17 protein-coding genes and 1 pseudogene are annotated in these 15020 nt (G+C 39.2%); 2 read left to right on the top strand and 16 right to left on the bottom strand.

The features are described 5' to 3' along the window. Positions 1-626: 626 nt before the first annotated feature. Positions 627-836: a hypothetical protein gene (locus ACX9NY_RS03585; protein ID WP_472477109.1), complete on the bottom strand. Its 210-nt coding sequence runs from the start codon at positions 834-836 to the stop codon at positions 627-629. Positions 837-967: 131 nt separating this feature from the next. Between ACX9NY_RS03585 and ACX9NY_RS03580 the strand changes: the two genes are divergently transcribed. Then, on the top strand, positions 968-1546 hold the full coding sequence (locus tag ACX9NY_RS03580) for a hypothetical protein (protein WP_472477107.1): 579 nt from the start codon (positions 968-970) through the stop codon (positions 1544-1546). Positions 1547-1922: 376 nt separating this feature from the next. Here ACX9NY_RS03580 and ACX9NY_RS03575 read toward each other — a convergent pair whose 3' ends face one another. From ACX9NY_RS03575 to ACX9NY_RS03530, 10 genes and pseudogenes are all read right to left on the bottom strand, one after another. Further along, on the bottom strand, positions 1923-3041 hold the full coding sequence (locus tag ACX9NY_RS03575) for a hypothetical protein (protein ID WP_472477105.1): 1119 nt from the start codon (positions 3039-3041) through the stop codon (positions 1923-1925). Between the two features lie 543 nt (positions 3042-3584). After that, positions 3585-3971 (bottom strand): annotated as a pseudogene (gene tnpA / locus ACX9NY_RS03570) (IS200/IS605 family transposase); the annotation flags it as partial. Positions 3972-4128: 157 nt separating this feature from the next. After that, a complete protein-coding gene (locus tag ACX9NY_RS03565; protein WP_472477103.1) occupies positions 4129-4854 on the bottom strand; it encodes a hypothetical protein in 726 nt (241 codons plus the stop codon). Positions 4855-5126: 272 nt separating this feature from the next. Next, positions 5127-5450 (bottom strand): hypothetical protein, encoded by a 324-nt coding sequence (locus ACX9NY_RS03560; protein ID WP_472477101.1) that lies wholly within the window; start codon positions 5448-5450, stop codon positions 5127-5129. A 120-nt stretch (positions 5451-5570) separates the two neighbouring features. Continuing rightward, positions 5571-5828, bottom strand: coding sequence for a hypothetical protein (locus ACX9NY_RS03555; protein WP_472477099.1), 258 nt, complete (start codon positions 5826-5828; stop codon positions 5571-5573). Between the two features lie 565 nt (positions 5829-6393). Then, positions 6394-6588, bottom strand: coding sequence for a hypothetical protein (locus tag ACX9NY_RS03550; RefSeq protein WP_472477097.1), 195 nt, complete (start codon positions 6586-6588; stop codon positions 6394-6396). A 309-nt stretch (positions 6589-6897) separates the two neighbouring features. After that, positions 6898-7158 carry a hypothetical protein gene (locus ACX9NY_RS03545; protein WP_472477095.1) on the bottom strand — a complete coding sequence of 87 codons (261 nt, stop codon included), beginning with the start codon at positions 7156-7158 and terminating at the stop codon, positions 6898-6900. Positions 7159-7232: 74 nt separating this feature from the next. Next, positions 7233-7649 carry a hypothetical protein gene (locus tag ACX9NY_RS03540; protein WP_472477093.1) on the bottom strand — a complete coding sequence of 139 codons (417 nt, stop codon included), beginning with the start codon at positions 7647-7649 and terminating at the stop codon, positions 7233-7235. Between the two features lie 127 nt (positions 7650-7776). Then, positions 7777-8376 (bottom strand): pentapeptide repeat-containing protein, encoded by a 600-nt coding sequence (locus ACX9NY_RS03535; RefSeq protein ID WP_472477091.1) that lies wholly within the window; start codon positions 8374-8376, stop codon positions 7777-7779. A 12-nt stretch (positions 8377-8388) separates the two neighbouring features. Continuing rightward, positions 8389-9609: a WXG100 family type VII secretion target gene (locus ACX9NY_RS03530; RefSeq protein WP_472477089.1), complete on the bottom strand. Its 1221-nt coding sequence runs from the start codon at positions 9607-9609 to the stop codon at positions 8389-8391. Positions 9610-10263: 654 nt separating this feature from the next. On the opposite strand from ACX9NY_RS03530, the gene ACX9NY_RS03525 reads away from it, so the two are divergent. Continuing rightward, positions 10264-10830 (top strand): DUF4879 domain-containing protein, encoded by a 567-nt coding sequence (locus ACX9NY_RS03525; RefSeq protein ID WP_339235599.1) that lies wholly within the window; start codon positions 10264-10266, stop codon positions 10828-10830. 464 nt (positions 10831-11294) lie between these two features. Here the strand turns inward: ACX9NY_RS03525 and ACX9NY_RS03520 are convergent, their stop codons facing one another. The 5 genes from ACX9NY_RS03520 to ACX9NY_RS03500 all read right to left on the bottom strand — a co-directional run bounded on the left by ACX9NY_RS03520 (position 11295) and on the right by ACX9NY_RS03500 (position 14962). Continuing rightward, positions 11295-12173 carry a prohibitin family protein gene (locus tag ACX9NY_RS03520; RefSeq protein ID WP_339235611.1) on the bottom strand — a complete coding sequence of 293 codons (879 nt, stop codon included), beginning with the start codon at positions 12171-12173 and terminating at the stop codon, positions 11295-11297. Further along, positions 12151-12309 carry a hypothetical protein gene (locus tag ACX9NY_RS03515; RefSeq protein WP_190945054.1) on the bottom strand — a complete coding sequence of 53 codons (159 nt, stop codon included), beginning with the start codon at positions 12307-12309 and terminating at the stop codon, positions 12151-12153. The genes ACX9NY_RS03520 and ACX9NY_RS03515 overlap by 23 nt, the downstream gene beginning before the upstream one ends. A gap of 260 nt (positions 12310-12569) precedes the next feature. Further along, positions 12570-13322 carry a peroxide stress protein YaaA gene (gene yaaA / locus ACX9NY_RS03510; RefSeq protein ID WP_472477086.1) on the bottom strand — a complete coding sequence of 251 codons (753 nt, stop codon included), beginning with the start codon at positions 13320-13322 and terminating at the stop codon, positions 12570-12572. Positions 13323-13440: 118 nt separating this feature from the next. Further along, positions 13441-13725 carry a hypothetical protein gene (locus ACX9NY_RS03505; RefSeq protein ID WP_472477084.1) on the bottom strand — a complete coding sequence of 95 codons (285 nt, stop codon included), beginning with the start codon at positions 13723-13725 and terminating at the stop codon, positions 13441-13443. Between the two features lie 175 nt (positions 13726-13900). Then, positions 13901-14962, bottom strand: a complete 1062-nt coding sequence (locus tag ACX9NY_RS03500) for a cell wall hydrolase (protein WP_472477082.1) — start codon at positions 14960-14962, stop codon at positions 13901-13903. Positions 14963-15020: the final 58 nt, after the last annotated feature.

Raw genomic sequence — 15020 nt, 5'->3', positions numbered from 1 at the left:
AACTGGTACTATATCAATCATATCTTTACATTGCTCGTTCAGAACTACTTCATCATCACAAGGCCACGTATCATAATCATCATCCGCTGAATCGTATTAAGCTTATCAGCGACCTTCCATGCTGATAACAGGAGAAGGAAGTAGAGAATCCAGTAAGTTTTGATTGCATCAAGTGACCTTTGCCCTCTCTTACCATCACTCCCACTCTGCTTCTTTGCTGTAAATGTAAGTGGCGTGTCTCCCATACGCAGAAAGTTGTAGAGCGCATGCGAAATATCGGGATGAAAAGACACAAGGATCTCAAGCAATTCCTCGGCTGTATAGTTTTGGAGTTTGGTCAGATCAATATTATGAGCACTCTGGTACTTTTTCGGGAGCCAATTGAATATATCCCAGCCGTTTGACGATCTTGGCGAGGTCCCCCTGCCAAAACCCATCATCTGTCGCTTTACAGCAGCCGGAAGAACCGAATTCGCAAATGAAAAAATGGCTTTATTGATACCATTTCAATGTTTCACCTCCAGACATAAAAATAGAAAGCAGGAAAAGTTTCCTTACCTTCTACATTTCTTCATACTTCTATGGATTTATAATATCATCGAGTTACTATAGTATTACTACGGATTTTAATCAGCAATCCTCATACATTTATCACCTTCCTCAACAGGTACTTGCAATGGATCAAAGATCAATCGAAGCTTTACAGTGCTACCCGCAAGGTCAATCGAAATTGGCACCTGAACAAAAGCGAAGATCTCATCTGTAAGTGTCGAGCTGCTTCCTTCGAACTGAATGGCCGTAGCAGGAATGATCTTCTGATAGCTTTTAACAGACAAATTTATACATCCATTCTTATTCCAATACTAATTTCTTTCGTTGGCCATCTACACTACCACCACCCCTGACATAAAAAAACGGGATAAGTTAGCCGATAGTCTATTTAAATTATCTAGCGAGGTGTAAATTCATGAAGTTATTTGCTTTAATTTTGAATCTTGTTGTCTTCCTATCTGTGATTGGAACTGATATTATCTTTTATTATGGTTTTCTAAAATTTCTAAGAGAACCATTTGACAAATTAAGTCCTATCAAAAAAATAAGAAAGTCACAGTATAAGACTGTTGATTCTCTTTACGATGCATATAAAAAATTACCGAAAGGCAAATTTAAATCAGCTAAGATGAAAATAAGGGCTTGGCATAAACCAGAATTCATCACTCAAACTATTGACTTTTTCATTAAAATGGTAATATCTCTACTCATTACAATCGTTGGAGTTAGTACTACGATTTTAATAGCTAACTTGAGTTTCGCTAATACTACTAGGGCTCTACATATTGATGAGCAATCTTGGATGAACAGCATTCTAAAAATCTTTAAATCTCTAAACGAGGGTATGTCATCATATAAATTTCTTGTATATATTGGTACTATTCTCTTCTTTGTAGCTTTTGTGAATATTCTCATTTCTTATGCAAAGGTTAGCCTTCACAAAAAACATTTAATTGTTATTGATGAAATCGAAAAAGAGTATTCTCAGAAATAATCCTGTTGAAGCTTGATGTCCAGTTCAATGAAACGTTCCAGATCCTGAACAGTCTGCATCTTTTTTATTTTCAGCCTGTAGGTCTTTCACTTACTGGGCAATGGCAGCTTAACGATCTTACGGACTGCTCTTTGGATTAGAGGGTACCTTCCGCGACTTCGAGCTCATGCTGCATCAAAATTTTATCTGGTGTTCTCATACCTACACCTCATCTTTGAGTGTAAAATGGCATGTCAGATAGCGGATGTTTGCATAAATACCGCGCGCGGCGGGCACCTATCTCAGCCGGGAATATCCTGGATTGATGGGAGGACGTCACAGCGTCCTCCTTTTTGCAATCAATAAATCGTCACGCAATTATGGGGAAAGTCAAGGATTATACTCTAAATAAATCTTTTAACGTTGGAGCTAGTTTTTTGAAATATGCTTGATAATGATCTTCTCTAGTTATATTTGTAACATCGATTCCAGAAGTCCGTGATTGTAAAGGTCCAGATACACCCATTGCTAAATGTCCGTTTGCAAGTGTATAGGCAATATTCAAAATTAGATCTAATCTTGAGTACCAAACACTCGTTCCATATCTAGGTCCATCAGGAGATCCAGCTATTAACGGAGCTAAGTTAAAGGAACCTGTATTAGCAAATCCATCAGACGGCAAAGCTGCCGCCATACATAACCAGTTCAAAAAAACTCTATTGTTCTCGTCTTCTTCTACTAATTTTTGACCGGCGGAAGCAAGAGCATAACAACCGAGTGAATGTGTAACTGCGAAACCATGATGTTTGGGCGTTTCTTCTTTAATTTTCTTTAAGAAACGAAGAATATAATCGCCAGTTGTTGAAGCACGTCTTTCTAATTCACGCCAAAAAACAGCAAGAATTAATGGCTTAGCCTCTCCTATGGCAGGTATTAATAATTCGAACACAGCTCGAATAATAGAGTCTTCTTCATCTGTTAATTCAGTATCGTAACTAACCAGATACACATCATGATCATTATATTGGGGATTATCAAATACATTAACCTCATTCTCGAAGTCTCTAAAAAATGAAAATGCATGATCAAGTGAAGCCTTATATCCCATGCCATGAACAAATACACAGGGGATTTTATTTTGAGGAAAAACGTAACTGTCTATATCAATTTTCACTGCGGTTGATGAAGAATTTGGGTTAGGCAAAAAGTATATATCAGGATTTGGATCGCGCCTAATATCATTTTTAACGATTTTCCAAACTGCCTCAATAATTTCATGTTCCACATAATTACTGTGTAATAGTAATCTCAGGACACCAGTTTCATATTCTACAGTTCGTTCCATCACCCGTATTCTTATTCGATCCATAGCACTCAAGCAGTCACCGATATCCATTAGTGAATCATTTATATCCTTGACTGTATTTTTATAAAATTGTTCTGCCATTTCTCCTGCTGTATGAACTATTTGTTTTGCTTCATTTGACCACTTTCCTAGAGTGCCGCCAATCTTCATTCTTTAACACCTGCCTTTTAATTTTAATGAAGGTATTATTCGTTCATTTTAGAAAGTTATACAACAACTCTGTTAGGTTATCCGCATCAGAGTTGTTTATGATCTAGCTCGTTGACCATAATTTTTTAACTTTGATGGCCGCCGACCATGTTCCCGGTGCGCTATTTCCAAACGATAGGCTCAACATAGCCAAATTGCTCTATGCTCCGGGCGAAGCTTCTCATATGCTGGCTGAAGGTCAACGAGGGGGTTGTAGGCTGCTGCATTAATCTAATCGATCTGCACGATTCTGATGTTCACTTAAATACCTCCAAATCAGAACCACCCGTCCAACGGGTGGTTTGCTCTTGGGGTATAACCCCCTGTTGCCAAACTGCGCCTAAAGACGCTAGCCTGACAGCAGAGCTGTTCAGGCTCAGTGTTCTTTGCCTCTTTCACTTACCAGTCAAACTGGTTTCACTTCTTTTTGTTTCGATTACTGCTGAATGGATCCTCGTATTCTTTTACACTCAGCTTATCTACTGCCTGATCGTGTGCTTCTTACTCACGAATATATTTTCTTACGGTTGCTTCATTTAACCCCACCGTACTCACGTAGTATCCTTCAGCCCAAAATTTTCGATTTCCGTATTTATACTTGAGCTGGGCATGCTTTTCGAAGATCATAAGTGAGCTTTTCCCCTTTAGATATCCCATAAATGTGGAGACCGCAATCTTTGGCGGGATCGCTACCAGCATGTGGACATGATCGGGCATCATGTGACCTTCTATAATTTCTACTCCCTTGTACTTACATAGACGCTTGAAAATTTCGATTAAATCTTGTCTCACTTGATTATAGATTTCTTTCCGTCTATACTTCGGGGTGAATACAATGTGGTATTTGCACATCCACTTTGTGTGAGCTAGGTTATAGCTCTTGGTTGCCATCTAAGACCATTCCCTTCTTTTGAGCCTGAACATCTCAATTTTATCGGAATGGTCTTGGTGGTCAAACCTCAGGTCCCTCCACCCGCATAGCGGGTGGTTTTTTGTTTCGCGCGTTTCACGCACTCAACTGGCTAAAGCCATAATAAAAAGCCATCCTCTAGGATGGCTTCATTGTTTTTTCAGTTAGTTTTTGATGCCTTGGATAAAAACCATGCACCTTAAGCATCATTAATCTGGGCTGATTTTGTTCTACTGCCATATAAATCAGCCTAATTTCATCGTCTATCATATTCATGTTCAAAAGATTATCCAAGAGGTCCCTTTGTTCATCTTGAAGCTTATATCCTGCAATAAAACTTAATATAAAAAAGAATGTATTAAGGTAGCTTTGTATGAAATAAGAATCCTCTGTAGGCTTAACTCCTCCTAGATATTTATCATACTCTACCATTATAGAAATTCCATAATATCCAGTATGGTAATTGCCATTTAGGTCATACTGCATTTCCTCTGCTCGTCTATTTTTAGTTTGAATAAGGTCGTTTACTATTCCCATTGCTGTTTGAAGATTTAATAGGTTTTTTTGATCCTCTAATTGGTCAGCAGATCGAGCCGTCTCTTCACGTTGCATTCTTAACTCTTCGGTTTGCATTGTAATAGCTTGTCGCTGGAGAGCGAGCTCTTGTCTTTGAACTGTTATCGTATAAATAAGGCCGGCGAAAGCCAAACCCGAAAACAGCGCGTTGACTGCCCCGAACATATCCCCAAACGTTCCCGCTTCTAAAGATTGAGCGTCATACAATTTCGGTACGAAGTACCACGAAGCCACCCACAATAAAATGATTGCCGCTACTACTGATCCAAAGACAACATGCCGTTTCATTCGCCCACTCCTCGTATAATTCTGAAAGAACATCTTCCAGTATCAGACAATAAATGACGGTGGTCAAGAGAGATTTGTTTAGAGTTGGTTTCAACGTTTGGGTGATCATCATATGAATGCGTAGGCTCACTCAGCGCCTGTTCTCCGTTCTTCAATGGACTGATCCCTGTAAACGGACGTTCTCATGTTAAAAAGCTCAGAACGGCTCACATTCTGTCATATGAAAGCAAAAGAAAAAGCACCACGGTGGGTGCTTGTGTCCTACTTTAAATTCAAGTATTAAATGGTCTGTAGTATGTTTTAAAATTTTCTTCGGAAGTGACACTGATAAAAGGGAGATCCAAGTTGTTACGGTCAACTCCTGGGGTAAGGACCCTAGTGTATATCAAATCATAAATGATTTCATTAACAAGCATAGCGTCTTCGTTCGTAATAGGAGTACTCAGCCTAATATTAAACCGGGCTTCTACAGGATTAATCGGGGATTCACTGTGTAAAACACTTCTAACATACTCATGAATAGCACCTGTCTGAGTTTGTGGATTCTCTTTAAGAAAATGGAGAATAACCTGTAATAAATATTCTTTTTGATTCATCTTCGTATCCCCTATCAAAGAATAGTAGTGTTACAGATTACTATACGTCTATGGGATATTTTGGTCGCAAACTTCTATTATTCGTTTGAACAAAAAGAAAAAGCACCCCGAAGGATGCACTTAAATCTTACCTGATTCTTTGAGCTCAATTAACTGACGACCAGATTTAGTAAGTTTTACACCGTTAGCGAAGACGATCAATATATTATTGCTTGATCCACCTCTAGAAAACGAAATGTTTTCAGCAAGTTTATCATCATGGATCTGTTCCATCCATTCATGAAATGATTCCTTATCGGCTCCAATGTCTTCTTTCTTAGGCTCTTTTCCTGATTCGATAATCTTTAGGATTTCGTAAACAATATCGCGATCTGACATCTCGTCTCTCCCCCTTTTATAGTAACAGGGATATTTTACCTTTTTTGGACAAGCTGGTCTACTACAGAACTGTATCCGATCCCAAAGAATTACTAATCAGATAACCATTCTGTAAAGATGAATCCCTACCTAAGTCAACAATAACTTCGTTGAAATCTTCTTTATATTCAATGGTATGCCTATACTTAATCATGTTCATATCTCCAATCAGTTGTGTCCAAGTCATTTCTTAAAAAACCAATGTAACAAAAAAACAGATCAATCATAGTGATATCTAACCATAATCGACCTGTTCGATGTAACAGAGTAACATTAATTAGGGATGAACCCAAAGCCTTTTCCTGTGTACAACTCAATTAATGAAATCTTTATACGGGTCTTATGTTATTGATTGAATGATGGATTCACTCTGCACTGGGTAGTCCCATCAAACTGTAACATAACTAATAACCTATCTATCCTATAAAAACAACAGCATCTTTGCGCTGAAATGCTAGTGGCAATTTATTTTGAAGGATAGTTATTCTTTCAAACATTTTATCCCTTTTTTCCTCAGTTAAGTTTTTTACCGCCCAATAATTGACGGTACATCTTCCTCCTCTACATCAACACCTGATGAAAAGAGGTCCGTCCATTGTAACCCTAATGCTTCAATCGCAGGTTGCCAACATTCTTTAAAAAACGATTCCGTAGCAATGGGAACAAAGAAACTCTGTTCAAAATCATTTTGTCGTTCATATATTACAGCACTGATTGACATGCACTTATTCAACTCCAAAAAGTAGCACTAAATTTGTAGTCTAACAAAAGAACAGATTAATCATGGTGATATCTTGACCACGATCAACCTGCTGTATTTGTTGAATGATGAATCAATACTTATTAAGTAGCCTCTACTTAAATTTCTAATAAAGATATTAAACAATTTTCACATACTTTATACAATGGCTTTAAAAGGAGCATGACCTGTTTCAGTATTCCTTAATAAACTCGGTTTTCTAAAGCGCAAACTGGTTTCCAGCTTGAAGATAGCAGTATCTCCTTCAATTTTTATAAAAGATACATTAATCTATATTGGAGCTTTCGGAAAAAGACCTCCTAAAACCCCAACAACATCTTCTAACCATAGTTTTTTACCGTCAACATTCTCTTTAGATAACACAAGACGTTTCATCATTTCATCGCCACCATCTAACATTTTCCCCTGTTCCTCAACGGGCTCTATGACAAACTTAACGATATCGCTCGAAATGTTTTTTGCCTTTTTTATCTTATCAACGGCTTTAGATAAATTAGTCGAAAAAATTACCTCATTCATTTGAGTAGTCAAAATATCTCCTCCTATTCAAACCATTGATGAAGTCTTTTATAGGGTCACCATCTTAAATAATACCTGGACATGGATTACTTATTTTCAAAATTTTTAACTTTCTCAATCTTTTGTGTAAATTCACAAGCCTTTCGAAGATCTTCTTTCATGTAAAGTTCGATTAAAGTATTCACCTCTTCCTCCCAATCGGGACCATATTGTAAAAGGTAATCTGTAAACCTTTCATAGTAGGAACGGTTGGATGGATTTAACCAAATCAATCTTTGATACATCTTCATTACACAAGGAATGGACAGAAAGAAATGAGTAAGTTCGTAATTGATTGCTTCCAATAAATGATCCGAGTTGTCCGTATGATCTATTTCAGATATCAATTTATTGTATAAAGAGTCTACCGTCTCTCTCGTTGTTTTTAATTCTATCTGATCTAATGTCGACCAATTCTGGTCAATCCACTGATGCAGTGTTTCCACTGTTTTTTGTAAAGTCAAGGCAATCATCCTTACTCTTATTAAACTCATTTGTTATCTACAACATGGCCGGAAAACGAAGATAACACAAACAGGTCAATCATCGTGGTAACTATGATCAACCTGTTTAATATAATGAAATAAATATTTAAGATTCACATTTTTCTAAAAACCATCTCCTAGCTTCTTCTTTTTCTAACAGCAATGGTTTTTCCGGTGTGCCAATATTTATACTCTGAAAAAAAGCTTCTTCTATCCCTTTAATACCCTTTAGTGTTACTCCGTTTAACAACGTATCTTTAAATGTCGATACACTTATATCTATATTTTCTAGTCTTGCATTTCTAAAATCGGTTAAATGGAAAGATACATTAATCAGATTACAATCAACTAAACATGCGTTATTAAATGCTGCTTCCCAACAATCACCTTTACTAAATCTACTATTTCTAATGATGCAGTTGGAAAAGTCCGTATACCTGAGATCTGATTTATAAAAATCACATTTATCTAAAGATGCATTGATAAAAGTTGATGAGGCTAATAATGATGAATGAAAATCAACATTTTCCAGTTTGAGATCATCAAAAGTGCAATCTATTAAATAGGATTGTTCAAGTAATACATCAGATAAGTCAAAAACTCTTAAATCAACTTCATCTAACTTTAACTGCTCACCTTCATCACCAATTGTCTCAACCCACTTTTTATGCAAATCAAACATATTGATAATATCTTTTTCTTCCATTTTTCCACTCCTTTAGGGGAACCACAATATTCTATCTGCTATTCCTTCTTTATCAATTGCTTTCTTCAGTTGTTCAATATGCTCTGGCACCATTTTTTTCGTATCAATAATTACGTCATGCCCCTTAGCAAATTCTTCATGTATTTTTTGCATACCATTTTGAATAGTAAAAGCACCCTTTTTAGGATTGGTTATAGGTATTCCGTTCCTACCACTTGGATATGATTCAAAACTCTTCACGTCCCACTTTATGCCCGTAGTGGTATCAATGAACTCTGCGCCCTTATCTGCTTGTGAATCACGTATTATTCTCCCTAAATCACCTCTTGCTTCTAATTGTAATCCAACATCTCTTTCATTTATATTTTTGGGTTCTATTTTCCCACCACCAGAAGGATCTCGAGCCAAATCATCCAACTCTTTGTGATTCCTGCCTCCAGTGTATGTATCTTTACCCATCCCTTTAATTTTACTCGTTTTCCTCGCTTCAGCCGCTTCCAAATTCTTTTTAATCTTCGCCACAGCCGGATGAGAAGCAGGCAACCGAAACGGCCCTTTGCCACCCGGCATACTCCCGCGAACCATCTGAAATGCCATGAATAGTTGGCTGAACTTCAGGGAAGTTAGCATCATCTGAGCATACTTATCGGATACAGGCTCGCCTGTGAAAGGATCGATTCCCATTTCAAATGCCTTGATCTGCATCGCAAAGATATCTTCCCCTGACGCTTCAGCATTTACAGCTTGCATTCGATTAATATCCAAATGCCCTTGATCTCTCTCATAAGCTTGGAGCGCAGACTGATCCGTAACCCCATTCTCGTTGACAGGCATCGACATCCACTTTCCAAAAACATTGACTTGTGCCATCCCATAGCCCTTATCATTCGAACCGGCATAATATCTTGAGTCTTCCATCATCGCTACAGCGCCAACAGTACCAACAGCTTTACCCAAACTTACCTTCTGAGCATCAGTATTCTCAAACCGCATGGCGATATCCTTAAGTTCTTTGGAGATACCCACCATACTCTCCAGTGCTTTATCCAATATAGGGCGCGACTGCTCAAACTCATAATAGAATCGCTCCTGCGTTACACCCAGCCACATCTGCTGAAGGAACATGATCTGTCTTGAGAGATCCTCCCGTATATAATTCAATTGTTGTCTCGCCTGATCCACTTGATTCGACACGTGATGTAGTTGCTCCGGGGTAACTTTAATTGTACTCATCCATTTTCACCGCTCATCTAATAAATGATACAACTATGTTAGCAGAAGTTTAATGGCAATGATATCCGGCTAATCTCCTGATTTCACTGCATCAATCCACGCTTAGAATGATCCATATCCGTCCTTCAGCCCCCTTCGATTTCTATGTAGGTGTATACATGTTCCTGAGGGGGTTCCTTTTATTTCACGACTTCAGGATACTGTAGCATCTTTACTGCGACGAGCAACACGCTTTAACAATTCATGGGATTAATAAATAAACTTGACTTGAATTGGTAATTAGAGGTACTATATGTTTGTATATATGGAATATATTTCAATTTAAATAATTATTTCGGAATATTATACTCCAACATATGTGTCAGAGCTTACCACAGCCAAGATATCAATTCTTATAATTGAGTTTTCCATTTTGTCTGCAACACATAATCATTGGCAGGCATTCATTTTACATATACATTCCTACTTCATAGAGTTTTCTAGCCTGTAGAGTTCTATCTCCTTTATTTCTGTTTTCAGTAAAGAACAAAGAGGGTAGAACCATTTTCATAAGAGAGGAGGGCAAGGGGCTTTATCTGCAAGCAGGTCTATTTGTCGTTATCCATATTTTTTGTAAAAAGAATACCCATAACAAGAAAGGTGGAATTTATTACTATGAAAAAGTTGGTTGGTTTAGCTCTTATTCTTGTTCTCGTACTTTCGTTTAATGTGGCTGCCTATGCAGATGGTGATGTGACTCAAGCCAAACCGTTAACAAAGGAAGAAATTATTAATTCCAAAGAATTTCGTGAAGCTGTTGAGGCTGCTAAGGCTGAATTTAAAGCGCAAAAGTCTAAAGATACGGGGGGTCCAGTTCTGTTTGCGCCTGCTCCGAACGTATCTCACATTAATGTATACGGTGTTGTATCTCCTAATGGCGGTCAAGAAATTTACGGCTTCAATAACAACCCGCTCTCCACGACCAATGATCATGGTGGGGCTTGGATTCAGTGTATTACGTTCCAGATCGGTTATGACAGCAGTCACTTCGGCAAACTCGCCGGCAATACAATGACAAACAACTGGTCTGAAGCTATTGATCTGGACGGTGATCGTGTCATAGATGCTTTCGCCCATTCATGGGTTTATGAATCCCCTAATACAACAGGTGGACAATTTGTAGGTACGGTCTATTCCATTAACATCCCAACACAGTGGACCGCTTGGATTAATGTTCGTTAACAGGAAGGATGTAATCTGAATATTGGAGTAATTGGCTATCCAGGTTCTATCCTGAGGAGGAATACGGGAGGTAAGCCCAAAAACTCATCAGCTTTGGAAACGAATCGGATCGCCCCAATATGATATGACAGCTCATTCTTCTGCTAACAATTACGTTAGCTTGATCAGGCGCAGGGATATTTATCGCTGCGTCTTTTCTCATTGTGACGTTATCCTAAGAGCAGTAGCCGAGCAAAATTGCCAAGGCAATGCCGAGTATCTTTTTGCCACAACAAGCCTGAACTTGTAGCCCAACAAAGCCACGTTCGCACTACTCTTGAATCCGATTTTTAGACTAAATGTATCCAGTACCTTTGAAATTCATCAAAAATAAACAAGCCAGCCCACGATTGGACCGGCTTGTTCATTCGACTTTCAACACATTAATTTGGTGAGAAAGCAAGGCGTGCATTTTCAACCGCTAATTAGGGAGATACGCTTCCCGCGCCGCTATTTTGCTCTGTTTTGGTAGTCGGCAATTGAATCATTGGCGTGTTGGACCCACTTACATATGGAAGGGCTCCATCCCATTTCTTAATGGTTTCATATTCAACGAGTTGGCTGGATAAGGATTGTTGAAGCTCTTTATTGGCTTTAGCTTGACCCTCTGCTTCAATTAATAGTTTGTCTGCATTACCTTGCGCTTCCACGCGCTTGCGCTCTGCTTCTTTCTTGGCAATCTCCAGTTCAGTCGTTTTACGTTCCAGTTCTTGAGATGCTTCGACACGTTTATCGATGGCTTCCTGAGTCTTAGCGTCAGGTTGAGGAACACCTACGGTAACGTTGGATACGATAAAACCTAACTCTTTAACGTCATCAGAGAAACGTTGTTGCACGTCCACGCCTGCATCAGATGACTTTTCACCATACACATCAATGACTGTAAACTTGGAAATACCTTTACGAGCTGCGTCACGGAAACGTGTTTTGAGATATGTATCCTCAATTTCTTGAATGCTAATTGGCCCAAATGTGTTGAAAATAGAAGATACTTTACTTGGTTCTACCTGATAGTTGTAAGCAAAATCGATGGTGATGTTTTTTCCGTCAGATGTAGCAATTTGAATATCTCTGTATTCCACCGTTTGAATTCGGATCGGATATTTGGTTACTTTATCGAACGCTCCAACCAGTTTCCACCCTTGACTCAGTGTGCTATCTTTTACCCCTCCATTGGGTGAATACACAACCCCAACATAACCATTAGGAATTCGTGTGACAAAGAAGGTCACCAGTAATACTCCCACTATAATAACCAATGCAACTGTTATTGCCCCTACTCTAAACGTCTTTGAATTTTTCATCAACATTCTCCTCTTGTTTGAATTTATTATATTTCTTCAGAATTCTACTACCTATTTTATTGAATAGCGGGATCATTAATGCCCATAGAATAAATGCTAGGATCAAGATTAAAATGATTCCCCCAATAAATGGCATATTCGTCCTCCCCTCTTTGGATGTAACCGAGTACAAATTTATAAATAGCAACTAATTATATCCTTCTTTATATATACTTTGTAAATTCATATTAGGTTTCAATGATATTCAGCGTCGCTTCCTGTAGACCTCTGTAGATACAAACATATTCCGAACAAGACTGCCTTAGTCTTGCAAAAAAAGAGCCATCAAATTATTTGATGGCATTTACGAATGCGTAACCTATACGAACCAAAATTTATAAACCATTGTACAACAGGCTACTGTCCCTCCGAATATATAAATACATAAGTACTCTCTTCCGATTTCTCTTCTGAGAAATCAAAATCTAACCGATCAAAGCTTTTGATATCCTCCACATCTGTAATCTTCCGCTCAGCCATATATCGTACCATCTCACCTCTGGCCATCTTGGCCCGGGTTGCCTTTTCAACAAGTTTTCCATCGACCATTTGTCCGAACACGCAAGTGATCATCCGGGTTTCCTCCTTCAGGAAAGGCGTGATGTTCTTGCTATACTCTTTGGAAGCCAAATTCAGAATACAATTGCTTTCAGATTGAAGCTGATCCGCCAACTTGCTGCCCCAGAATTGATAGAGCGATTTGAAACCTGGACCTTGCAGCTTACCCTGCATCTCCAACCGATACGGCGTAACGCCATCTAAAGGCCGTAAAATGCCATAAAAACCGGATAATATGCGTAAATGCTGCTGAAGATACGCCAGTTCCTCATTTTGAAAAACGCCCGGTGCCATATATTGATACTGAATGCCCTCGTAGGCATAGATGGCTGGTGTAAGATTTGTTTTTATATTCATATTCCGAATCCGCTCCACGTTCTGTTCGGCGATTGCATCGTTACACTTCCACATCGCTTTGAGTTCGTCATAGGATAACTTTTGAAGCAGACTCAATAGCTGTTCTGATTCATTTATAAATTGCGGCATCTGCGCGATAGCCATCAAATCGGTGTCGATCCTCATCTTTTTAGCTGGTGATATAATAATTCTCATCGTGCTAATCCATCCTTAATCTACCTTTGTTTTTGTCGTTATCCATTGTACAGGATTGAATGGGTAAATCCAATGGTGTTGCATATTACTCTCTTTTGTCATAGTAAGTATGATTGAATTATTCAGTTGGATCAGGCGTCAGCTGAATCCATTCATCTGCTCTATAGTAGATATATTCCTGTGGATTGTCCTTGAATTGGACGACAACAGGATACATCGGCATTTTGCTTCGACGAGCGGTGATGCTTATAATCGTATTCCCATCTATTCCTTTTTCGGCGGTTAAATGTGTTCTCAAGTCATCCTCCAGCTTCTTCATGTCACTCTTATACGAGCCATACCATGTAAAAGAAGCGATGACCACTAGTGCAACGATAACTAATGAGGTCTTTAGCAACTTCATTTTACTCACCCTGACTTTTATTTTTACATTTTGCTTCAATGTTAATATACCATTTGTCCACGATAATATAATAATGATTAAACCCCGGCCACGTACCTGCAGATGAGCAGATTACAGCCGGGGTTCCTTATTGTATTAAAAAATACCTTTGATCTAATTAATAACTCAAACTATCTCATCTCGTAAAATCATGCTGCCCAATGGTCAGCAGCGTCGGCCTGCTCTTGCTCCATACCGAAGTGGCAATCTTCGGATTGTAATAATACAGCGCTCCATTCGTCGGGTCAACGCCATTTAATGCTTGGCGTGCTGCCTTATAAGAGGTCGCCGTCGGCTTTGTATTAAACTGTCCATCGTCAACTGCCGTGAACTGCCCTTTCTGGAAAATGACCTTGGAGATCGACGACGAAAATGCATCCGAATGCACCCTGTTTAAGACAACCGCTCCTACAGCAACCTGTCCTTCAAAAGATTCTCCGCGCGCTTCGCCATGGATCAGCTTTGCCAACTGGCGTAGCGTCTCGCCCTCCGCTTTGGCCTTTTTATTCAGCCTGTTTAGCGTTGCGGGACCTGCAACTCCATCCGCACTCAGTCCTTGCGCCTGCTGGAACTCGCGGACAGCGCTTTTGGTAATCGAACCATAATAACCGGTCATTCCCGCGTCAAAATACCCCAGGTCGCTTAATTGCTCCTGCAATTGCAGCACATGTTCACTGCGAACGCCCTGTTCCAGCTTCTGTGCTCCCGCAGAAGGCGCTGCTACGGTCAACCCGACAGCCATCGCACAAGTACCGAGAAGCATACCCACACGTCCTGCTCTTTTGCCTGCCTTTCTCCCTCTCCGATGGGTTACTTTTCGGCTAACGGTGATAGGCTCTATGAAGTCAGCACTCAACTGCACATCATCTCCCTCATTTGTGCTACCGGCTCTAACCCGTACATCCTCACTGCCCGTGTACTCCATATTTTTCGTAAACGTCATGTTATTCATAATATTAGTGACCTCCATCTCTTTCGTAGGTTTACTTTCATCCACAACATACATTCCGTTTATCTCACTCAGTTGTTTACTGTTATTATCACTGTAAGTTACATGTATGTTGTTATCACCATGTACTCGCACCATGTCAATCACGTTGTTGTGGCTTCCATTTATGCTGTTCGCACGAGTCGCTTCACCCATCGTATTATTTTCATTGAATTCATTCATCTGATCCATTTCTCGCTTGGTCTGCATCTTTTCGTTACCCTCCATTTTCTGAATCCAGATCCCATTTCTTTCCCCTGAATCCTCA

It is taken from the genome of Paenibacillus sp. CB74, assembly GCF_055687625.1.
Note: the sequence above shows the minus strand (reverse complement) of the source record. Positions and strands in the feature narration are given on the sequence as shown.